23 protein-coding genes are annotated in these 23,586 nt (G+C 41.6%); all 23 read right to left on the reverse strand.

From position 1 onward, the window contains the following. Positions 1 to 14: 14 nt before the first annotated feature. The gene (locus QOX44_RS02500; protein WP_283680641.1) at positions 15 to 155 is read right to left on the reverse strand and encodes a hypothetical protein; all 141 of its coding nucleotides are present in this window, start codon (positions 153 to 155) and stop codon (positions 15 to 17) included. A gap of 388 nt (positions 156 to 543) precedes the next feature. After that, positions 544 to 1,491 (reverse strand): nucleoside hydrolase, encoded by a 948-nt coding sequence (locus QOX44_RS02505; protein WP_283681098.1) that lies wholly within the window; start codon positions 1,489 to 1,491, stop codon positions 544 to 546. Positions 1,492 to 1,554: 63 nt separating this feature from the next. Then, on the reverse strand, positions 1,555 to 2,724 hold the full coding sequence (locus QOX44_RS02510) for an SIS domain-containing protein (protein WP_283681099.1): 1,170 nt from the start codon (positions 2,722 to 2,724) through the stop codon (positions 1,555 to 1,557). Further along, a complete protein-coding gene (locus QOX44_RS02515; protein WP_283681100.1) occupies positions 2,721 to 3,998 on the reverse strand; it encodes an MFS transporter in 1,278 nt (425 codons plus the stop codon). The genes QOX44_RS02510 and QOX44_RS02515 overlap by 4 nt, the downstream gene beginning before the upstream one ends. A gap of 1 nt (position 3,999) precedes the next feature. Further along, a complete protein-coding gene (locus QOX44_RS02520) occupies positions 4,000 to 5,193 on the reverse strand; it encodes an SIS domain-containing protein (protein WP_283681102.1) in 1,194 nt (397 codons plus the stop codon). 13 nt (positions 5,194 to 5,206) lie between these two features. After that, entirely contained in the window at positions 5,207 to 6,412 is a 1,206-nt protein-coding gene (locus QOX44_RS02525) for an SIS domain-containing protein (RefSeq protein ID WP_283681103.1), read from the reverse strand. A gap of 14 nt (positions 6,413 to 6,426) precedes the next feature. Next, on the reverse strand, positions 6,427 to 7,686 hold the full coding sequence (locus QOX44_RS02530) for an MFS transporter (protein WP_283681104.1): 1,260 nt from the start codon (positions 7,684 to 7,686) through the stop codon (positions 6,427 to 6,429). 105 nt (positions 7,687 to 7,791) lie between these two features. Continuing rightward, positions 7,792 to 9,183, reverse strand: coding sequence for a group II intron reverse transcriptase/maturase (gene ltrA, locus QOX44_RS02535; RefSeq protein WP_283681000.1), 1,392 nt, complete (start codon positions 9,181 to 9,183; stop codon positions 7,792 to 7,794). Between the two features lie 46 nt (positions 9,184 to 9,229). Further along, entirely contained in the window at positions 9,230 to 9,370 is a 141-nt protein-coding gene (locus QOX44_RS02540; RefSeq protein ID WP_283680641.1) for a hypothetical protein, read from the reverse strand. 321 nt (positions 9,371 to 9,691) lie between these two features. Then, a complete protein-coding gene (locus tag QOX44_RS02545; RefSeq protein ID WP_283681105.1) occupies positions 9,692 to 10,093 on the reverse strand; it encodes a secondary thiamine-phosphate synthase enzyme YjbQ in 402 nt (133 codons plus the stop codon). A 13-nt stretch (positions 10,094 to 10,106) separates the two neighbouring features. Next, on the reverse strand, positions 10,107 to 11,258 hold the full coding sequence (locus tag QOX44_RS02550; protein ID WP_283681106.1) for an SIS domain-containing protein: 1,152 nt from the start codon (positions 11,256 to 11,258) through the stop codon (positions 10,107 to 10,109). An 18-nt stretch (positions 11,259 to 11,276) separates the two neighbouring features. Continuing rightward, the gene (locus QOX44_RS02555; protein ID WP_283681108.1) at positions 11,277 to 12,083 is read right to left on the reverse strand and encodes a secondary thiamine-phosphate synthase enzyme YjbQ; all 807 of its coding nucleotides are present in this window, start codon (positions 12,081 to 12,083) and stop codon (positions 11,277 to 11,279) included. A 13-nt stretch (positions 12,084 to 12,096) separates the two neighbouring features. Beyond that, the gene (locus tag QOX44_RS02560) at positions 12,097 to 13,287 is read right to left on the reverse strand and encodes an SIS domain-containing protein (RefSeq protein WP_283681109.1); all 1,191 of its coding nucleotides are present in this window, start codon (positions 13,285 to 13,287) and stop codon (positions 12,097 to 12,099) included. A 22-nt stretch (positions 13,288 to 13,309) separates the two neighbouring features. Further along, a complete protein-coding gene (locus tag QOX44_RS02565; RefSeq protein WP_283681110.1) occupies positions 13,310 to 14,323 on the reverse strand; it encodes a hypothetical protein in 1,014 nt (337 codons plus the stop codon). Further along, a complete protein-coding gene (locus QOX44_RS02570) occupies positions 14,320 to 14,739 on the reverse strand; it encodes a hypothetical protein (protein ID WP_283681111.1) in 420 nt (139 codons plus the stop codon). Before QOX44_RS02570 ends, QOX44_RS02565 begins: the two co-directional genes overlap by 4 nt. Positions 14,740 to 14,742: 3 nt before the next feature. Beyond that, positions 14,743 to 15,564, reverse strand: coding sequence for a BtpA/SgcQ family protein (locus QOX44_RS02575; RefSeq protein ID WP_283681112.1), 822 nt, complete (start codon positions 15,562 to 15,564; stop codon positions 14,743 to 14,745). Between the two features lie 15 nt (positions 15,565 to 15,579). Then, positions 15,580 to 16,548: a carbohydrate kinase family protein gene (locus QOX44_RS02580; protein ID WP_283681113.1), complete on the reverse strand. Its 969-nt coding sequence runs from the start codon at positions 16,546 to 16,548 to the stop codon at positions 15,580 to 15,582. Between the two features lie 4 nt (positions 16,549 to 16,552). Next, on the reverse strand, positions 16,553 to 17,533 hold the full coding sequence (locus tag QOX44_RS02585; protein WP_283681114.1) for a carbohydrate kinase family protein: 981 nt from the start codon (positions 17,531 to 17,533) through the stop codon (positions 16,553 to 16,555). A 3-nt stretch (positions 17,534 to 17,536) separates the two neighbouring features. Next, on the reverse strand, positions 17,537 to 18,505 hold the full coding sequence (locus QOX44_RS02590; protein WP_283681115.1) for an ABC transporter permease: 969 nt from the start codon (positions 18,503 to 18,505) through the stop codon (positions 17,537 to 17,539). After that, on the reverse strand, positions 18,505 to 19,620 hold the full coding sequence (locus QOX44_RS02595; RefSeq protein WP_283681116.1) for an ABC transporter permease: 1,116 nt from the start codon (positions 19,618 to 19,620) through the stop codon (positions 18,505 to 18,507). Before QOX44_RS02595 ends, QOX44_RS02590 begins: the two co-directional genes overlap by 1 nt. Further along, positions 19,617 to 21,167, reverse strand: coding sequence for an ABC transporter ATP-binding protein (locus QOX44_RS02600; protein WP_283681117.1), 1,551 nt, complete (start codon positions 21,165 to 21,167; stop codon positions 19,617 to 19,619). The genes QOX44_RS02595 and QOX44_RS02600 overlap by 4 nt, the downstream gene beginning before the upstream one ends. An 80-nt stretch (positions 21,168 to 21,247) precedes the next feature. Continuing rightward, on the reverse strand, positions 21,248 to 22,405 hold the full coding sequence (locus QOX44_RS02605; RefSeq protein ID WP_283681118.1) for a BMP family lipoprotein: 1,158 nt from the start codon (positions 22,403 to 22,405) through the stop codon (positions 21,248 to 21,250). A 70-nt stretch (positions 22,406 to 22,475) separates the two neighbouring features. Further along, on the reverse strand, positions 22,476 to 23,429 hold the full coding sequence (locus QOX44_RS02610; protein WP_283681119.1) for a carbohydrate kinase family protein: 954 nt from the start codon (positions 23,427 to 23,429) through the stop codon (positions 22,476 to 22,478). Between the last annotated feature and the right edge of the window lie 157 nt (positions 23,430 to 23,586).

A 23,586-nucleotide genomic window follows, 5' to 3' on the forward strand; every position in this document is an offset into this window, starting at 1 on the left:
AGACTCCTATTGATTCAGCCCTTCGCTGAAAAAAAATCAACTACTATGGCCTCTGCTGACTTCTGTACGTTCAGCGTTACCTTCCGATAACGGTTACTCTTTTCAGAGCGTTCCGTACAGACCTCCCTGGGTACCACACGTTTCTTTCCCTCCATCCATCTGCCGCATTTACTGCACATGATTCCGTGTAGTTATCGGGCTTCATCTTGTCTTGCAGACTTACCCTCATGTACAGCCTTATATGCGATTTCTGTCCGTCAGACCAGAGGTTTGCCCGTGGGTTAGTAAGTTTCCCACATCTGGCTTCCTTCAGATTCCATCTCACGATGGACACCCTTGCCTTCGGCTATATCCTTCCCACTACCGGGCGAATTCGGGACTTGCACCCGTTAGAAACGTGCGCCGCCAGGCGCACAAGAAAAACGACTACACTACATTTTGTACAGTATAGTCGTTTAATCACATATAGCCGGCTGATCACTCAGTACCATATTTATTATACTTTTATCGAAATTTGATAATGCCCCAAGGCCTTCTCAGCATTTATCCCTTTGTCGCATAATATCGGCACATTTCCATTAACATTTCCACAAATTTGGGCTGATTTACTTCCATGGCCACCAAACAGTTTGGTTGATTTCCTGACTGACCAGCCAGATCTATCACTGTTTCACCTACATTTTCCATTCCTTCTTTATCTTCTACATAAACGTAATATGGTTCATATCTCACTACTTCCGAATCCATAACTGAGGCCACTGTTAAAGCATCGTGAATAATATGGTTATCCATACCTGATTTTAAGCTGTTCCTCTTAGAAAATACCGATAGATCCCTTAGAAGCCGTATCGCAGAGTTCTCCCCTTTACAAAGACTGATCATTTGATCAAAGTCTTTTTCTGTAAGTGCAGAAGCATGTGTTACATTCAGTCCCACCATATGAACCTCCAGTTTTTCAAAAACCTCCCTGGCTGCCAACGGATCAACCCAGATATTAAACTCTGCCTGTTTTGTCACATTGCCAAAAGTTCCGCCTCCCATAATATAAAACCGCTTCAAATACTGCGGAAAATCCGGGTACTTTCGTAAAGTAAGGGCAATATTGGTCAGTGGGCCAATCGCAATAAGGACCAATTCCCCCTTTCGTTTTACTGCTTCCTCGTAAATAAGATCCCACGCAGAGCGGTCATCCGGCGCCTTTTTTAGCTCCGGCCATTGAATAGTCCCCACACCGCTTTCTCCATGCGTCTTTTCCGCATAAGACAAATATGCTTTTTCTAAAGGTAATTCTGCTCCATAAGCCACAGCACAGTTAATATCCAGCGCTTCCCTTAAACCCATAGCATTCAATCGGGTTTTCTCAGCAGGAACATTTCCCTCCACTGCTGTCAATGCCACTAATTCAAAATCCGGACAAGAATTCGCGAGCGCAATAGCAAAACTATCATCTACGCCTGGATCCCCATCAATAATAATCGGTATTTTCCTCATATAGTCCTCCTTGTACTTTTTCTTCTATATAAGCATCTTCACAGTAAAAAAATCACCTTACGCTTAATCTACCATTACAATTTTACTCGTCTTAATAGTATTTACACCGCCTTCCTGACTAAACAATGGATTATGATCTCCCATACCGCCAAAATACTCATAACCTCTTTTCAGCGCTATATAATTACCCAGCATAAAAAGCGGAATGAAATTCATAAGAGGCGCAATATGGTCATATCGCGCAGAGGGAAGAGTACAAACTGTCACCCTATCAATAAAGAGATCAGCTTCAGCATCCGATACCACTAACACATTTCGGCTGGATTTCTGCATCGACTCTATAGTTTCCAGTGTTCTTGAAAAAGATGCACACGTTTTTGTTGCCACTGCAATAGTACCGATTTTTTCTCGATTGGTCTGGAAAAAATCAATATGACACCAATCCTCAGAGTCATTTAAACAATTTAAAGAACCACAGAGTTCAAAAAACTTAGCTGTACCAAAATAAGCCGTAGCAAAGTCTACACCACCTCCTACAAAATCATAACCCAAATAATCTTTCCATGTATTTGCCAGAGCTTCCATCTGGTCATCCACATTCCCGAGTACTGTTTCCGTACATACTGCATTTACATAAGCCTGAATCTCCGCTTTTTGCTTTTCTACTTCTTCTGCTGTAACAGCCCCAAAAAGCAATCCGGCATGAAGTCCCAGTAAGAGAGTAGTCACCACTGCTGTAAAATAGGTCTTGGTTTGACTTGCAGGAGAAAATACGGGAGATTTTTCAATTTTCACCTCTAAAATATGAGCTGCTTCTTTCGCCATTCTCGATTCAGGATTACCCGTGATAGCAAGTGTTGTGCACCCTTTCAAAGCTGCCCGTTTCATAGCTTCAGTAACACGAGAACCTCCACCCGAAATACTAATGACCATTACCAGGGTTTCCTCTGGATTTTCTTCAGGAAATACATAGTGGCGACTTACATCAATACATCGCAGCGCATGATAGTCCATTCCTTTAAACATCCGGCTGTTGAATTCTCTAGTAGCCAATGCTGCCGCATAGGAATCCCCATTTCCCGTAACAATAACCCGCCTGATCTTTTTTAACTTTTCATCCGGTATTGCTGCTGTAATTACGTCCTCTGTAAGCCGCTCTAATAAATTTTTTGTGTAGTTCGGATAATCCAAAAATCCCGATTTTACATTATTATCTCTTCCAATCGTATTCATTTTACCATCTTTCCTTTCTGCTTTCTTCTGCTCATATCAATAGCAATAAAGCCAAGAATCAGTGCCACTATATAAAGTACAGCAGCCATAATAAATGCACCTTGATAGGATCCAAGCTTATCGTAAAACAGGCCAATAGAAGAATATAATCCGCCACCGATAAGGCTATTCGCTACCATCATCACGGCCCATATCTCCGAATAATGCTTGTTTCCTATTACACTTCTTGCCAAAAGTGGACACTGTACTTGATACATGCTGCTTCCCAGCCCAACCAGCATTGCACCAATCATAATAAAAATAGGGTTCTGATAGCTTAAAAGCATAAGTCCATATCCTAAGCCTGTAAACACCGCTCCCCAAATAAGACCTGCTTTTACACCAAACCGATCATTAATCCGCCCAAGGATGAGACTACATGCAATGCCCCCAAGACTCATAAGCATTCCTGCCTGCGCACCAAAATTAATACTCTGTCCCATTTCCATAGTAGAAAATGTCTGAATATAACCCGATACACCACTTCCAATACTAAAACACAGGCAAGCCATCCAGGCCAGATATAGCATGGGCATATGAAAAGCTTCCTTTTTTGTAAAGCCCCATTCCCCTGTGGATACTACGTCCTCCTCTGTATTCTCCAGCCCTTCTTCCTGTTCATCTGCACCATAGGGCTTTACTCCTACCTGCTGCGGAGTCCGGATAAGGAAAAAGGCTGCTGGTACAGAAATAATGAGGCACATAAACCCTAATACTAAATAAGCATTTCTCCAACCAAGCATCGTAATAAGCTGCGCAGACAAAAGTCCATAGGCCATAGTAGAAGCGCTGCTTACTGCAATAACAATACCCAGTACTGTACCTGCTTTTTTCCGAAACCACATATTAATCACAATAGGAATTGCTACCAGACCAGTAAAAGCCTGTGCTACACCGATAATCACACCACTCAAATAAAACATATATACAGATTGATAGGTTGCCATAAGAAGCACTCCTATTGTTTCTGCTAAAGTAGCAATCCCCATTACTAATCCTATGGGTTTTGTAATTAACATTTTTGCCGCAAAGGTATAGAGCAATGCCATACTTACCGCTTCAATGCTAACCAACATGGTAAATTTACTGACCTCACAGCCCAAATCTTGCACAATAGGTGTCACAAAATTTCCGACTGTAGCTGCCACTGCTCCACCTGTACCTAATTTTAGCAAAATACAGGCAATCACAATTTTCCATGCATAATGTATTTTTTTTCTATTTTCTTTTACCATATCAATCATCCGCCTCAACCTTTTTGTCCAAATCCACCACATCTATAGGCGAAAAATAGGTTGGAACAAAGATTGTTGGATCCATGCCACCCCGGAACATAGGTTCTCCAATAGTAGTATGCCGAAAACCTGCAAAAATCGCACCTGGAAGATACGCGTAAATCTGTTCCAAAAAAGTAAATTCCTTTCGGGGCATTGGAACATAACAGTATCGTACTGTTTCCGTAATCCCAAGCTCCTCTGGTTTCTTATCTGCAAACACCAACACCTCTCGATGTCCTCTTCTCACCATGTTATTTACAGTATCCGCAATACGGGAAACATTAGCATCATTACTATTAATAAGTACTATCTCGCCATATTCTTCACCCGGTCCCATAAGAATATTGACATGCATAAAATTCTCGCTGTCAATGACCGCACAGGCATCCCCGGAAAGCTCAACAATTTTGGCTTGAATAAATTTTGTTGTCCAGAACAATGGTCCGTCCGCTGTAATACCTAAATATTTTTTATCAATCCAATGGATTGCTGTCTCAAAACATATTTTATCAATATTAGAAATTTCTGCGAAAAAGACCTCATGATATTTCCGGACTTCCTCTCGCAGCTCTGCAAGATAAGACTTTCCTGTCCGCACCTCAGCCATAGCTGCTGCCAGAATTATAGTCGTTATTACATTCACATAATAAGTCCGAAGTCCCGCATTATTATCTCCCTTTGGAGAATTCTCATAATATAAGATATCTGCGTTTCGAGCCGTCTCTGACTGAGGGCTGTCAGTAACCGCAACGGTAGTGATTCCATGACGTTTACATTGAAGAAGCGCCTCGATAGTACGGTAAATCCGCCCTGATACACTAATAAAAAGGGCAAGGCTGTCCGGCATATCTGCTTCATAAGGGTAATGACGGCCCAGCTCGATCGCCTCTACACCTTCATATTCTACATCTGGCAAATAGTAGGCAAACGCCTCTTTAATAGCAAAAGCCGCAATATTAGAGTCTCCACAGCCAGTTCCTATAACATGTTTTGCCGTTTTAAAAATAGGCTGGTCAATAATAGCTTTTACCCCTGCCACAGATCTATCAAACTGTTCCATAGTCAGCGGATCTACATCCATACACTGAGCATAGAAACTATCCTGAAAATAAAATTTTCTATAATAATGTTCGTCATTCAATCTCTGATACATTTCGTTTTCCTCCTTAGCCCGTAATCCATGTTTCCGTTCTAAAATCATACTGACCGGCAAAGTACTTCCGTTCGTTTACTGCTGCCTGATATCCGGCTAACAAAGAGCCGGGAATAAAATCTACCAGTGGAGACATCCACTGTTCCGGAGCCTTAGGGATGCAACATACAGTTGCTTCTCCTGCCAGCAGACCGGAGTCTGTAGCTGCATCAGGAATGTTATACATATCGGGAGTATCCTTCACTCTGCCACCGACAACAAGAAAAGCCTCTTTAGGCAAATCAGTAACAACCACAGTAGGGCGATGCTGGCATAGACATCCATATATCGTATCTTTCATTCGTCCAAGACTGGGATCAGCTTCGTTTACCAATATGACTGTACCAAATTCTCCCGGCCCGCGAAAGAAAAAGCTAATATGAGCAAATTCTTCAGAATTTGTATGATCACAGTATACGCCTCCACATTCAATAAACTTCTCCTCTATAAACTGTGCAGAATATCCTTCATTTCCATCACCAATAATCTCAAACTTGGTCAGATCCTTCATTCTCACAGCCTCGGCAAACATCATATCGTCAATCCGGTCAAACTCTGACATAAAGGTTTTTGTATAAGAAGTAATATTATGCTTCACCTCGAGGAATCTCTCTTTCGTAATAATACCTCTGCACAAACCAATGTAAGCTGCCACTGCAACAATACCGACCATGCTGGCATAATAAGAACGAAGTCCTGGGGAATTACAGCCATCAGGAGTAGCTACATCAAAAATCATATCTGCCACCTTTGCTCCTTTAGATTCCGGATTCCGAGTAATAAGCAAAGCCTGAGTACCCAATTCCTTTGCTTTTGTAAGTGCCTCTACTACCCTATCTGCTGAACCGCTAAAACTGATAGCAATTACCAATACCTCATCTAACGCATATCCTTTTGTGATCTTAGACAGATCATAATACCGGCAAAAATCCATAATATCTGGCGAATTCACTTTCTGCACTCCACTTAATTTCCGAACACCAGGAACCATAGCACCTGCAGCCGAAAAAGAATCCCCACAACCGGTAAGAATAATTCTTTTAATTTTTTTTGCAATTTTCTCCGGAAACATAGACTTTAGCTTTTCCAGATCAAAACACAATTCCTGCTGAATATCCGCCAATACTTCCAGATCTTTTACTTGATGTACAACGGAATTAAAATACTTTTTTTTCTCCATTTTTTCTGCCTCCTTTATAAATTTTGCTTTTTTCGATAATTTTCACTCATTTTTAATGCAATACTTCCTACAACTAATGCCGCCGCAAAAGTTACAATGCCAATAAGAAATACGATAGTAAAAGAACCGGTCTTATCAAAAATACCGCCCAACGGTGAAATCAGAAGTGCCGCTATCATACTATTTCCAATCATTAAAATTGACCAGATTTCCGAATAGTGTCTATCTCCCATTACCGTCCGAGCCACCAAAGGTGCCTGCACACTATACATATTCAATCCCCCAAATCCCATAAAAAAGCAGGATGGTAATAAAAATGTGCTGTTCTTTATAGAAAAAATCATTCCAAACATGGAAAGAGCCATAAAACATAATCCCCAGAGCATTCCGGCTCGAACGCCAAACCGATCGTTAACCTTACCTAACAAGTAGCCACAGATCACAGACCCCACACTATAACAAGTTACCGCTACAGATCCGAAGGCTACACTCCGCCCTAATTCCATGGTCGCAAACGTAGCTGTAAAGCTAGGCACACTACTTCCTACACTGTAGCAAAGACAACATGCCCAAGCCAGATACAGCATAGGCATACGGAAAGCCTCAGCTCGAGTCACGCCCCAATTGCTTTTATCCGGATCCGCTTCCTCGCCCTTCTCGTTTTCTCCCATACCATAAGGTTCACATCCCACATCCTCAGGACTTTTTAAATGAGCCGCAATATAGGGAATAGCTACTATCAATGGAATAATCGGTAAAATTCGGTAAGCCATCCTCCATCCCAGCTGTTCAATTAACTGAGCACTTAAAAGATTAAAGAAAATCCCAAATGCTGTACCACAGGATACACATATACCAAGAGCCGTACCTGTCTTCTTTTTAAACCACATATTAATAATAAGAGGCATAGCCAAAAATTGAGTAAAAGCTGACCCCGCTCCCATCATGACCGCAGAAATATAAAACCCAGTAATAGATGGATAAAATCCCATTAAAAACATACCGGCAAGCATAGCAATAAGAGCTACTGACACTACTACCTGCAGCTTTTTAGTGCTTAATATTTTTCCTGCCACCGGATAAAGTACTGCCATTACAGCACACTGAATACTACTAACAAGCATCATTTTCTGAACTGTAATACCAAAATCCGTTACTACTGGTGTCACAAAATTACCTAAGCTTACCTGAGTTACGCTAGTGGTGAAATAAACCATGATACATGCTGTCACAATAGTCCATGCATAATGTTTTTGTTTTTTTTCTTTTTTCATTCGTCCCTTAACCTTCTTATTTAATTACTGTCCAATCGAGTAGGAGGCGGTGATTAGCCGCCGTCCTCTCACACCACCGTGCGTACCGTTCGGTACACGGCGGTTTCAATAGTTGATGTGCAGAGACTGATAGGCTGTGGCTAAATCATAGAAGCCCCAGTTTATCAGTCTTTCTTTTGTTAATGCTCTTTTGACCACACCCGTGTTAGACATCCTCCAGTAGGATTTTCTGCTGTATGCTCCTTCGCATGCTGCCCACTCTGATAACCCCAGTCCTATCAGCTTTCTCCTCCTGGTCTTTGGCAGTTTCCACTGTTTCCAGATACACATCCGTATCCGGCGGTACAGCCATCCGTTCACGCTTTCGATATTGTTCTTCATATCCGCTATCCCATAATAGTTTAGCCATCCTCTCATGTAGACTTTTACCTTTTCCATAGTTCGGACGACACTTCCGCACTTGCTCCGGGAAGTGAGCCTGCGCAGTTCATCCTTGGCTTTCTCCCATGACTTTCCATGGACTCGGATATAGATTCCTTTTCCGTTCTTCCCAAAACAGAAGCCAAGGAACTTAAAATTTCGGATTGCGAATACACTGACTGTCCGGCTCTTTTCCCGGTTCACTCTCAGTTTCAACGTTTCCTCCAGATATTTCGTGCTGGATTCCAGCAGTCGCTCTGCGGCCCGTTCGCTTTTCGCCAGCAGTACGATATCGTCTGCGTAGCGGATGCATGGCACACCCCGCCTGTGAAACTCCCAGTCGAATTCATTCAGATACACGTTTGCTAAGAGTGGAGATAGATTTCCTCCTTGCGGGGAGCCTTCCTCCGTCTCTGTTACAACACCGTTTTCCATCACTCCGCTCTTCAGATATCGCTTTACCATCTGTACCACTCTTTCATCTTTTACCTGTTTCCTCAACTGGTTCAGCAGTATCGTATGGTTCAGCGTATCAAAGTATCTCGACAGGTCGAGGACGACTGCCCTCGTATATCCCTGCTCGATGTACTCTTTTATCCTCCTGACAGCGTCTTTTGCCCCTCGACCCGGACGATAGCCATAACTGTCCTTCGAGAACAGAGGTTCATAGATTGGCATCAGCTGCTGTGCCATGGCCTGTTGGATGATGCGGTCTATGACAGTAGGGATTCCTAGCTTTCTTGTCCCTCCATCCGGCTTCGGGATCTCCACTCTCCTGACTGGGGAAGGGCTATATTTCCCCTTCCTGATTCTTTCTACCAGTTCGTGATTATTCTCCCTCAACCATGGTAACGCCGCTTCAATAGTCATCCCATCAACTCCTGGCGCTCCCTTGTTCGCCTTCACTCTTTTGTAAGCTCTGTTCAGGTTATCCTTATTCAGTATCTTACTTAGGATATCTGGCTCTGCACTGTCCCTTTCCTTCCATATCCGGTTGAATGAGCGGTGCGCTCTCACATACCCTTTGCGTTCCGCGCTATCTCTTTGTGAGCAGCTTTCTCTGTTTTCTGTACCCATTCTGCCCATTCCTCCTTTCCCAGTCGTACGAAAGACTCCTATTGATTCAGCCCTTCGCTGAAAAAAAATCAACTACTATGGCCTCTGCTGACTTCTGTACGTTCAGCGTTACCTTCCGATAACGGTTACTCTTTTCAGAGCGTTCCGTACAGACCTCCCTGGGTACCACACGTTTCTTTCCCTCCATCCATCTGCCGCATTTACTGCACATGATTCCGTGTAGTTATCGGGCTTCATCTTGTCTTGCAGACTTACCCTCATGTACAGCCTTATATGCGATTTCTGTCCGTCAGACCAGAGGTTTGCCCGTGGGTTAGTAAGTTTCCCACATCTGGCTTCCTTCAGATTCCATCTCACGATGGACACCCTTGCCTTCGGCTATATCCTTCCCACTACCGGGCGAATTCGGGACTTGCACCCGTTAGAAACGTGCGCCGCCAGGCGCACAAGAGGGCTGCCGTGGCATGCAAAGCATACCACAGCAGCCATTTTCACTGCCGCACTCTTTTTAACTTATAATTTTTACCAGATATTCTCTTGTCTTAGCTCCTGAATATTCTGCAAAGAAAATACCCTGAGAACCTCCCAACTTCATTTCTCCTTCAGATAAAATAAACTCTGCGGTCTGCCCGGTCACAGAAGACATACTATGAGCCGCACCATCTGTTACGCTACCCCCAAAGTGGAAATTATCCCTGGCTGGAAAAATCCGTACAAAATCATCAATAATATCCTCATGACCTTTTGAATCATAGAACGAGGTAATTAAAATACTGGCATTTACGTCCGTTGTCATCACTACTACCATGCCATCTTGTACACCACTTTCCGCCACGATATTCTTTACTGTCTCTGTAATTTCCACAAGGCAGCCCTTTTTCGGAGTCTCCACTGTTACTTTTCTTAACATTGCTTTGTCCTCCTTATACAATCTCTAACTTACTGCTTCTAATCGTCTGGGCTTCTGGATTAGCCCAAATGCCACCGCCTCTGAAATAAGGCTCTTTCTTCAAAGCAGAAATATACCCTGCCAACATAGCTCCTGGTAAATAATTCATCATCGGCAGCAAAAATTCAAATCCTTCCGGCGCTTCTGGAACAGTACAGACCTCAATATCTGCCGTAATGCCAAAATCCTCCTTTGTTCCATTTGCTATCAGGACAATTGGCCTGCCTATTCCCGCTGCCTGTTTCACAGTTTCACCAATACGACTTCTGTCATTGGACAATTTATCTGCCACTACCATTGTCCCAATACAGTCAGGTTTTTTTTGGAAATAGGATACATGACACCAGTTCTCAGCGTCATCTACATTAGTAATACTTCCGACCACTTCTACCATTTTTGCTGCACTGAAAAATGCAGAACAGTATTCAATATCATCACCAATGAAATCATAAGACTTATACTCTTTCCAGTCTTTTGCCAGCTCAAACATCTGATTTGCAATCCCTTCGAGCACTGGCGCGTAAGCTTCTGAGTAATCTGAAATAGCCTTCACTAAATCACTGAAAGAATTCTCTGAACTGATACCATTCACTTCACCAAATTTAGCAGCCAGCAGATAAAGCCCTACTAAAGATGCATAATAATTCCGTAATCCTGGATTCGCATCTGGAAAATGCGGCGTTCCTACAATCAAACTGTACTCTGCTGTCTTAACTGCCGGACTTTTTGGATTATTAGTCACTGCCAAAGTATGGCATCCGTAATGTTTCGCCCGTTCCAGTACCTCCTTGATACGAGCTGGACCGCCAGAGCAACTTACTGCTACTACCAATGTTGAATCACTATAACGAAGGTCAAAATTCATGTAGCGAGCCACATTAATTGCACGATCATAAACAAAATCATTGCCAAACTGACCTCCAAATTTTTTAAAAGCCGGAATAGCTGCTTTTGCTGCCACATAAGAATCCCCACAACCAGTAATAATAATTTTACGGCATTTTTTTAATACTTTATCCGGAATTGCATCCAACCCCTTTTTTACTCCGGCAATTTGAGCGCTACAGAGGGCGGGAATACTGAGACATTGATTAACCAATGCACTGTTTATTTCTATTCTGTTCATGATAACTCCCTCCTTTATTTAATCTGCATATACAGCCACAAAACAGTTACGAGGCCGAGGTCCATCATATTCTGCAAAAACAATAGCCTGTTCATCGCCCAAAGCCAACTTACCATCTATTACTGGCACGGTAATCTGAGTTCCAGTAAGAGCAGTCTTTACATGACCACCTGCATCAGAAGCTGTCTCACGATGCTTAAAGTCCACTCGAGTAGGTACCATTCTTTCAATATCTTCCATTACATCAATACGGGAAGGCTCATCCTTCGGAGCGATAACCAGACCGGCCGTAGAATGCAATACCGAAATATGACACACTCCATTTATCACACCACTCTTTGCCACCACATCTGCCACACTTTCCGTGATATTATGCATACCCATATAAACAGTGGGTACATTTAATTTTTCAATAGCCATTACTGGTTTCTTGATAATCTGGATATAAAACTCTCTGGGTCTAGGTCCGTCATGTTCCACAAATACCAGACCTTGGGAAGAACCTAAAATCAGCTTTCCGGCATGAATAATAAGACTGGCAGAAGTACCGATCATAGCCGATTTTACATGGCCAGAAGCATCATAAGGGGAGTCCTGATGCTTATAGCTAACCCGGGTGGGAATGTTTCGGTCAATCTCATCCATCATATCATCCAATCCTCTGGGATCCCAAAAAGAAGTAATGACCAGAGAAGCTGTAGTATGCGGCACGGAAACTAAACAGATGCCTTCCTGCACACCGCTTTCTGCTACAATTTCATTTACTTCTGCAGTGATGGAGGTGCAGGAACGAAAAGTTGTTTCTAATTGTTTCTTATAAAACATACATCTCTCCTCCTTATTCATATATCTCGATTTTGCTGTTATTTAAAGTCATGTTTTCTCGGTTTGCAAAAGGTGAGTCTATTACCTGTTCTCCTGAGGCATGAGTTATACGAAAGAAACATTCCCCACTTAAGGTTGTAATATAGCCTGCAAGAAGAGCTACCGGTATATGATCCATCAAAGGAAGAAGCCACTCAAAGTTCTCCTTTGGATCCGGAAGTACACATACTTCTACACCTTCATCAAAAGATGTTTCCGTACTGTTAGTCACTACTAATACCGGTCTGCCAATACGGTGGGCAGAATTTACTGTTTCTACAACACGACTAAATGACGGAGAATACTTATCTGCCATCACCACTGTACCAATTGTCTCGGGATTCTTAATAAAGAAATTGATATGACACCAATCTTCTGAATCATCCACTGATACAGCACATCCATTACATTCCAAAAATTTTGCTGCGCCAAAAAATGCGGAACCATATTGTACACCATCGCCAATAAAATCAAATCTTTCAAAATCTTTCCATTTTTTAGCCAAAGCAAACATCTGGTTATCAATGTTTTCTAACGTTGCTCCCTGATAACATTTCACATACTCTTTAATGGCCGCTTTAAACTGATCTGGACCTGTCGGTGGCAATGTCCCTCTTACATGACCCATTCTGGATGCTAAAGCAATAAGTCCCAGCTGAGAAGCAAAATAACTACGAAGACCGGGTGCATCATTACCAGGCAGCGCCGGAGTATGCATGATATAAACTCTCCTGGCTACCTTAGCTGCCGGACTATCCTCCTTATTTGTAATAAGTACAGAAAAAGCTCCTACGTCATTTGCTTTTTGCAAAGCCTCAACAATACGAGACGTACCGCCTCCAACACTGATTCCAACTACCAGCGGACTGTTTGGTTCTCCAATACCAATATCTGCTTTGGATAAAAAACGAGTAAATTCAATCGTTCGCATTACCTCAACACCAAAGCAATCACAGTATTTTTCAATTACTGGAGCCATAGTAAGAGCCGCGGCATAAGAATCTCCTACACCGGTAAGTATAATTTTTCTCACATCAAAAAATTCCGCCATAGAAATAAGCTCTTTCAGACCGGAGTCAAAGCAACCTACGAGCTGCTCCTCCACCAGGTCAGGCAGGCTCATAACCTGTCGGCGTATGGGGTTATCAAATTCTATTTTGTTCATGCTTTACAACCTCCTTCTCAAATTAACCATAGTTATATAGAAACAATAACCCTAGAGCACAAAAGTATAGAATAAGCCCAACTGCCAATACTCTCATAGTCTTCTTCTTTGCACCTTCATATTCCTTGTAATAAAAGCCCCAGAAATAAGTCCATACACTAGACGTCCGTCCAAAAAGAAACGACAATGTTGCGCTCAAGGTGGGCATGGCATAAATGGAAATGATATTTCCTCCATAATGACACAGCGCAGAAATAGCACTTAAAAAAAGCGGGCGTTTGCTGTTTCCTATACAAAGTACAGTTTTCCACATCTTTTTATAGGTAAATAATACCGTACACAACAGTAAAATACCTAAAAGCGAACCCGTTGCCAAATACGCACAGGTCAAAATAGGTGGAAATCCAGCTGCTGTTCCAGTGGCTGTTCCTACAGACCAACCGTTTGCCAATACTGCATTTAGTAATATGTATAACAGAAGTTTCGCAGTTACCGGAGACTTTGGCTTCTTCACCTCTGTAAGGTTCTGTCCGGCTGCCTCCGCCTGGTCCACTGCACACATCTTAGATGACAGGGCACAAATAAAACTAGCCAGCAAAAACATCAGAGTTGTCACAATAATCAACGGAATAGCCCGCGGACTATCAGGAAGCCCTTCTTTATAAACAGAAGTAACTATTCCTAAAATACTAGTAATCGTTCCACTTAAAGTAGTAGCCAGAAGAAGTCCCATCTGATTCATTACTGTGAGCCCAAACATGAGTCCACAGCTCATCATTCCTCCCCCCAGAAGAATCTCAGCAATCAACCTACCTTTTCCTTTAGAAGCTGCAAAAATACCCTCCGGTAACAGAAACGGTGATAAAAAAAGCGTCACTACCCAAACTAAGATAAATGAAAATACATAAAGCCAAAAAGCAATCCCTTCTACAGGATACCCTTTTCTTAGCTTGATAACCTGCATCCAGCTGCCCCACATAGCTGCTGCCAGTAGAGTCAGAACAGTCGCTGCTGGCATTGAAAAGTACAGCGTCATTCTTCTCCTCCTTCTACCTCCACTACTTCCAAAGTAGAAGTACCCATGTACTTGTTTAAACGATTTCTGTACTCATCGGTATGGTAGCTGTCAATAGTGGCAAACATATATACAAACAATATGCTCATACACATAAAACCAACAAGAGATTGACTAGCCTTACGCTTACGAAAGAAGGGAAGTTTTTCTCTAATAGGTGTATCAGATAAAAAAATTGCCGGGCTTTCAATCCAAAAGAATAAGATTACTACTGTAATACGGTATATATTAGTATCATGGACTCCAGCCTCAATAAAAGGCGGTGTAAATAAACCAAAGAATAATACCACCACACCCAAAAAGTAGTAGATGACAGCCACTATTTTTTTCCACGGTGTCCCTGACCGAAAGCCAAACAACCATCTCTTTCGTTTCATAGGCTATACTCCCATCTCTCTCTCCAATTCCCGTACGTTCTTCACATAATCTGCTACAATAGATTCAATAATCGGACCGCCCCACTTTCCACCTTCAAAAGCAGTTCCAACTAAAGCTCCGTCAGCATACCGAAGGCGTTCTTTACAATTCTCTACTGTAGTACCTCCGCCCAAAATAACAGGGATATCTCCCATTTCTTTTACATCCTTAATAAGACGCTCATTCATTTCGAAATCCTTATGCATAATTTCGATAGCATTTGCACCAAGACGCATAGATGTAGATGCTGCAGATTGAATCTTTTTCTTATTGTACTCACCGGTTACATGATAGCCTGAAATTTCACTGATCATTCCCACATTTTGAGCGTGAATTTTATTTCGATACTCTGCTACTTTTAAAGGATCGGCTTCCACATGGCCCATGGGATTGTCTGCAGATACTGCCAACGCTGTACAACGGGTAAAATCTGCATTCGTTGCCTTACATGCTGCAAGACTTGGTGTAATACAATTAATCATAAGCTGTATACCGATCTTAAAATCATCTCCCACTTCTTCACGGACTCGTCCTGCAATCATAGAAATTGTTGCTACTCTCGCATAATCTGTATCATCAGTCAGCGGATAGTATACATCTACTGACTGGATAAGACCGCCATCTGCTCCTGCGTTTTTTAAAGCTTTACAGTCTGCAATAGCTTTTGCTGTCATTTTTTCAATATTTCCCTCCTGATAAAGAGGTGTACCTGGCATAGGCAATAAGTGTACCAGACCAAATATTAACTTTTTACCATTTAAATTATCAAATACTGTATTCGCCATTCTTATTAACCTCCTTTACGCTCGGTGAGCATTCATAACCTTTTCAAACTGTTCTTTGGCCAGTTTCTGAGCAAACGCTCTGCTTTCTTCCGTGTAAACAGGATAGGGACCTCTTTGCGATGCATTAAATCCAGCAGAAATGCATGCTTTTACTGCTACCATAGCAGGATGATCTCCTGCCACATAAGAATACATAGCTGTTCCAGTGGAATTATTCCCACAACCAGTCGGATCTACGGAAGGACCAAAAGGCATTAGCACTTCACAAAAGTAAGCATCCGTAGGTGTCACCGCATAAGCGCCTCGCTCTCCTACCCGATAAAAACAAAATTCTGTAGGTAATTTTTGCAATTCCTTGATTATTGCATCATCATTATCTCTTGGAATGTCAAAAATATCTGAAGCTTCGTTATAATTTAAAGACCACATATCTGCCACTTCTAATACTTTACTTACTTTTTTGCGCACAGTTTCTCTGCTCCATCCCATCATATCTCTGAGTTTCTTAGCATACTCAATCTCCCACATGATTTTAAAACCATGCTTTCGCTTTACTTCTCCTAGTTTCTGCCAAATAACCGGATCCATATTATGGGCCATATACATTCCCTTTATCGTCTCTCCTTCAGCAGCCTTATCAATATCCTCAGGATGAGTCTTTAAATATCCCAGATGTTCCGCAGAATATTTAGAAGTATACTCAAATGAACCATCCTTGTTATATTTCAAGATAAACGCAGAACAGTTTTCCATAGCTACCTGTACAGAATCTCTGGAGACCCCATTATTATCCATCCATTTCCCATAGCTATCTGCATAATCTGCTCCAGCCTTGCATACTAATTTACAATTAGGTGTCCACAGACGCATACCAGCTAATGCATAAAACGCAGGTCCCCCCATGTTAGATTCTGATAAATTACCGTCTACATCCATAATCTGGTCGGACATGATATTTCCACAAGCCAAATATTCTATTGCCATACAATCACTCTCCATACTCTTTCCTATAATATTTATAGAGAGTCCGCGCCTGAGCAAAAGCTTCTTCACGCACTGCTCCAAAATCTGGAATAACGCCAAATTGTCTGATGTTTTGAGCAGAAGCACAATTAGCCATAATACCTACCATTAACGCATCATACCCTTCTGCATAAGCATATAATGCTGATCCAGTAGATGTGTTTCCACAACCAGTAGGATCTACAATCTTATCACTTTGTGCCGGCGGCAAGTAATATGCCTTCGTTGGCGTCACACTGTAGAGCCCTTTTTCTCCCACACGGAACAGCGTCATATCTACTGGCAGCTTTTGCAGTTCTCGGATACACTCTTCTACACCTTCCATATCAAAAAGCTTCTGGGCCTCTTGAATATTAATAGAGAAAATATCGACATACTGGCATGCATAAATCACCTTATCAAGACAATTTTTATAAGCACTGGTGGCTTCAATTTCCCACATCATTTTAAATCCGTCTCTTTTTTTCAGTGCACCAAGTTGATCCCACCATACCTTATCTGCGTTTTGAGCCATGTAAACGCCTTTCACATCACCTTCTCCTGTAAATGCTGCCAGTTCTGCCGGAGATGTTTTCATATACCCCATATCTTGTACTCTCTCATTGCGGAGAGCTATAGCGTACTCTTGTCCTGCACTGGTAGTCAGATCATATTTTTGATCAGAACCATAAGTACCGTCCTCATAATACACAAGATGGCTATGATTACACCATTCGCATACCTGCTTAAATCCTCTTACATCAACGCCATTCTTCTCTACCCAGGGATCGAACAGTTGATGATAATCTGCCCCTACATTGCTGCACTGAATAACGTTGTCTGTCCATAACTTCACACCACTATAAGCAAATGTAGCCGGACCACCAATACTTTCTCTGGTGTGGCTGGTACCATCCGCAAAGCGAACAGTATCCAGCATCACATTTCCTCCAATGACATACTCCATAGTCTAAACCTCCTGCTGCCTCACTGTACTCGCTTCCGCCAGTTTCTTCTTGGCAGCTTTCAGACGACGACCTTCTTCTCCAGCCCGATAAGCACTCATAATAAAGTACAAAATAATAATGAGAAGAAATGGCAAAGCAGATAAGAAATAAGAATCTACAATATAAGGCTTTAAATAATTGGTAATTGCATAAGCAAGGCCAAACACTAAACTCATAACAAAAGAACCGATAGGCATACCATTTGCAATTGTAGCCGCAGCCAACCCAATAAAGCCTCGATTAGCAGTAATATTTCTAACAAAGAAGTTCTGATATCCCATAGACAGATACATACCTCCCAAACTACCTATAGCTGCTACAAATACAAAAGCTAACGTATATATTTTTCTAGGGTTAATGCCAATGGATTCTGCTGCCGCCGGGTTCTGTCCACAAGCCCGAATCCTAAGACCGAGCTTCGTCCTAAACAGCAAAAACCATACTACAAATACCATTGCCAATGCGATATAAGTAAATAAGTTATGGCCAGAAAAAATGGCTCCGATAATAGGAATATCCTGAATAATAGGAATATTTATATTTCCTAAAGACAGGCTCTGAACCACTCCAGCAGTAGTATTCTTTGTCCCGGTAGCTAAATAAACTACAAAAACTGTCCCTCCTAAAAGCGCCATATTCAGTGAAATAGACATGAGATACATATCCACCTTCATTACAAATGACGCAAAGCACAGGAAAAGAGCTAACAATACAGCGCTGCCCATACCACAGAGAATACCAAGCCATACGTTCTGGAACATAGCACTGAACATAACACCTGCTAATGATGCTGTAAGCATCATAGCTTCAGCTGCCATATTTAAAATACCGCCCTGTTGCGAGATAGCACTTCCCAAAGCAATAAAAATAATAGGCGTCGAAATGCGAATCAATGAGTAAATAAAATTTGTAATATAAGTAATCATATCCATTACGCAGACACCTCCTTACTCTCCTCCATCTGCTGAGTGCTGGCAATTTTGTAAATTACCTTTCGACGGGTTCTTCCCAGGAACTCCTCTGCCGCTACAAACAAAACAATAACTGCCTGCAACATAGTAACTAATTCTACCGGGATATTCGTGTTCGCATTAAGTACCGCTGCCGCACAACGAATATATGCCATGATAAAAGCTGTAAGTGGTACAAATATAGGCTTTTTCTTTGCCATAACTGCCGCCAGCAAACCGTCCATACCCACGTTAGTCAGCAATTGCAGATAATACGCATCATATAACCCGAAAATTTCCACAGCCGCAGCTGCACCGGCAAAGAGACCACCTATAATCTGAGCAATATACATCATTTTTTTAGCATTAATGCCAGAGTAAATAGCAAACTGCAAATTATCACCGCACATCCGAATCTTAGCCCCTAAAGGTGTCCGATAGAAAATCACAAGGGCAATAATAAGACCGATAATAGCCACATAAATGCCACTGGTAAAATTGCTGCCGTTCCAATAACGGGTAAATCTCATATTTTCCGGATAGTTAGCAGTACTCAAAGCAGCAAGGGAACGATCTGCAACAGTTCCTTTTAAAATCCATAAAGCTGCATACATACAGAAATAGTTCATAATGGTGGATGTTACCATTTCATTTGCTCCTAATCTCTCTCGACCAAATGCAGGAACCAATAGAATAAGCGCACCAGTAACTGCACAAGAAGCGATAATGAGAATAAGGTTTACAATCTGCGGAAGTCCAGTCATTATACTTGTTCCGAAAGTAGTTCCAAACATTACAATCAGTATTGGCATAGGTGCCAAATTGATAGTACCCTCCCCAGCCATATTGAAACGGCCAGCTGCATAAATAAAGCACATTCCCAAACTTGCCAACAGATAGGATGCATATTTTGCCAATACCTGACCAAATCGCCTTGGTGTCATGAATGGCCCTACTACAAAATTGTATATAGCACTACCCGGGTCCTCCTCACTAATGAGTAGGATAATAATAATACAAACCAAAAACGCAATAACAATTCCCAAAAACACTCGAAGAAATTCAAAAAATGCATCAATTTTTTCTACTTTTTTCATGATAAATCCCCCATTTCTTCAGGCGTCATATGCTTAACCCCCAGCATATATTCACCAAGTTCATCCGTGGAGACCGCTTTCACATCGTGAAATTGAGCGCTAATGCGACCTTCTCTCATAACCAATAAACGGTCAGACACCTCTGTCACTTCATTTAAATCTGAAGAGATGAGCAATACACCCACACCTTTTTCTCTGGTATATTTCACCAGCAAACGACGAATAAGATCCGCTGTACCTACATCAATGCCACGCGTAGGCTGATTCGCAATAATAAAATTAGCACCGCAGCTAAACTCTCTGGCAACAATCACCTTTTGAATATTACCACCAGATAAAAAGCGGACTGCTTCAGTTCCACCGGTACAGGCAATTTCAAATTCTTCAATACAATTGTCCACAAATTCATTAAGTTCCTTTACATTTAAGAAAGGACCCTTTTTAAATTTAGGATTTTCTAAATAAATAGAAGCAATATTATCACGAATAGATAAATTCTGTGCAATGCCATATTTCATACGATCCTCAGAAATATGCGCTAATCCCAGATTTCTAATCTCTTTAATTTTCTTTCCGCTTGTTTCTGTCCCGTTTAAAATAATTTCACCGCTAGTTCTGTGGAGCAAACCAGTAATGATCTCTGAGAGTTCAGTCTGACCATTACCTTCCACACCTGCAATCCCTACAACTTCTCCTGCCCGAATGCCAAAGCTTAAATCCTGAATAATATGTTTTCCAAAGTCATTGACATAGTTTAATTTTTCAATGTGGAGGATAGTCTCTTTAGGTACAGCAGGAGCCTTATCAATCTCCAAATTTACTTCTCTCTCCACCATCATGCGGGATAACATAGCCGGATTTAGCTCCTGAATATTCCCGTGACCGGTGACCCGTCCATGTCGAAGTACAGTACAACGATCACACAGCTCCATAACCTCTTCCAGCTTATGAGAAATAAAAATCATACCATACCCTTGTTTCTTCAGATTCTTTAGCTGGGCAAACAGTTCTCTAGTCTCTTGGGGCGTAAGCACTGCTGTAGGTTCGTCCAAAATCAATACTTTAACACCACGAATTAAAGATTTTAAAAGTTCTACTTTCTGCTTACTGCCTACACTCAGATCACGAATAAGCGCATTTGGATCCAGATCCAACTGATATTTTTCCGCAGCCGCTCTCGTAAGTTCAATTGCTTTTTTCTTATCAAATAACTGTCCCTTTCCAGGCTCAATTCCTAACATTACATTTTCCGCCACGCTTAAGTTTGGCACCTGCATAAAATGCTGATGTACCATTCCGATCCCCTTATCAATGGCATCCAACGGATTTTCAATTTTTACCTCTTCTCCGTTAATATAAATTTTGCCCTCCTGGCAGGCTTCATGTCCGAACAAAATCTTCATCAGCGTAGTCTTTCCTGCGCCGTTTTCCCCCATGAGAGCATGTATTTCTCCTTCGCTTACAGAAAGCGTAACGTCTTTGTTTGCCATAAACCCGTTGGGATATACTTTCGTTATGCCTTCCATTCTGAGAAGCTCTTTTGCCATGTGTGCCTCCTCTTAAACAAAACGGGCGGCAGAAGATGCCGCCCGCCCTGCTTTTTTATCTTACCTATACGATTTATTTTTTATTTTTCTACAGTAAACTCTGCCTCTGGATTATCTCGATAATTCGCAAAATCATCATATTCCGGGAAGTCGAAGTAGGAAACAACGTCGATTTCACCACTTGCAATTTTGTCAGAAATCTCCTTCATCTGATCCTGTACTTCCTTCGGAGTATACTTCTGATAATTTTCATTATCACACAGACCAGTACCACCTTCTGCTACACCATAAACTTTATTGCCCGGCTCAATACCTGTAGCTTCACCGTTAATATTTTCAAAGATCATGGCTACACAAGGCTCAATATTTTTCAACATAGAAGTTATCATTGTCTCATAGCCCGGTGTGTCTCCTGCATTTGCAAAATAAGTATACTGATCATAGTCTGTACCGATAATGAATCTGCCTTCTTTAGTTCCGCCCTTTTCCTCAGCTGCCTGCATAGCACCCAATGCCACAGAACCTCCGACATTGTATACGTAGTCACAGCCATTATCCATTACTACATTTACAGATTCATAGTCACCTTGCACTGTAAGTTCGCCCATATAGGTATACATCATATCAATATCCAGCCCCAGTTCTTTCACTGCATACTTATAACCGCAAAGCCAACCAGTACCAAAATCGTTGGTGATAGGACTGTCCATATTGATAACCGCACCAATTTTACCAGTCTTACTCATCAATGCAGAATAAACAGCTACGAGAAAAGATCCTTCATGCTGACCAAAGGAAACACCATAAATATTATCTGTTCCACTTAAATCAAGAGATGGGGCAGTATCAAACAGAATAAAAGTAATATCAGACCATTCTCCGCTCTTAGATTTTTCTACAATAATGTCTGATATGTACCACCCCATAGCCAGCACGTAATCGTAATGTTTGGTATCCAACGCATCAACCAGAGAGTTAACAGCCTGAGAACTGTCCTGACCATACTCAACCAGAGTAAGATCATAGCCATACTTTTCAGCAGCCGCCTGAGATGCACGCCATCCCATGTCACCCAAGCCGAAATCACCAATGTACGCGCTGTAATAGAGCATACTCTTAGGATCACCGCTTTCTGCTTTCGAGGCCTTTTCAGATCCTCCATCGTTTGCACTGACTACTAAGCTAAAACTCATAGCCAATGCCAGTACTAAAGCAAGTACTTTTTTCACTTTCTTCATTTTCTTTTCCTCCTTTTCATTAGAAAATTTTTTTATAAATTCCGCCTGCTATACAGCAGGAAAAATTTCATTAAATTAGATAATCCGAACTAATGCGAACGACTTTAGGTAAATACACCTGTAAAAGTTTCTTAGCTTTTTCTCTTATTTCTTTAGTGATGTGTGGTATAGGCCCAAACTGTCCACAGTTAAAACCAGCAGTAATATTAGCCATCACTACCACTTCCTCTGGAGTATGACCGGAGAAGAGAGCATATGCAGCAGCTCCAGTAGATGAATTGCCACAACCAGTCTGATCTACATAAGATACCGGCAAAATAGACTTGCAAAAATATGCGGCCTCTTTTGTCACTGCATATGCCCCGTTCTTCCCTGTACGATAAAATGTAAAGGGAACCGGCAGTTCCATCAGTTTCCGTATCATGGAAATATCATCATCTTTATCAATCCCAAAAAGTATTTCTGCCTCAGTATTGTTCAGGCTCCAAGCTTCCACTAATGGCAATACTTCCATGATCCTTTTTAAATCTCGACCAGAATTAAAGCATTCTAATTCCCACATTATACGGAATCCATATTTTTCCTTAAGAGCTTTTATCTTTGACCAAACTACCCGATCTGCTCCTTCTGCTTTATAAATACCAATCGTATCTGGACCAACAGCTTCATCAATATCCTCAGGATGAGTTTTTAAATACCCCATAGCCTGATCTCCGTAAACGGAAAAACTTTTTTCTGCAATGTATTTTCCATTGTCATCATAAGCTAACTGATAAGTGCTCACATTAGACGCATCTACTTTTACAGACTCTTTAGAAATATGATTTAAATCCATCCATTTCTCATAATCCTCTGTCCAGTCAGCACCGGTGCGGGTAACTAATTTTACATTATCTTCCCACAGCTTAATCCCGGACAGTGCATAAAAGGCCGGCCCTCCTGTATGACGCTCACTTCGCACTTCTGTACCTGGATTGATCACATAATCTGACATAATATTTCCACAAGCTAAATATTCCGCCATATTATCTTTTCTCACCTCCCACACTCTTTTATAGCATTTGCTTATTTATTTTAGTATTTGTATTTTATATCATAATATCATTTATGTAAATTGACTCTTTTCACATTATTCACATTTATTTTTTGTATATTTTTACTAGTTTTATTTTATTCTCCAG

Origin of the sequence: Parablautia sp. Marseille-Q6255, assembly GCF_951230155.1 — a bacterium.
Classification (GTDB): domain Bacteria; phylum Bacillota; class Clostridia; order Lachnospirales; family Lachnospiraceae; genus Choladousia.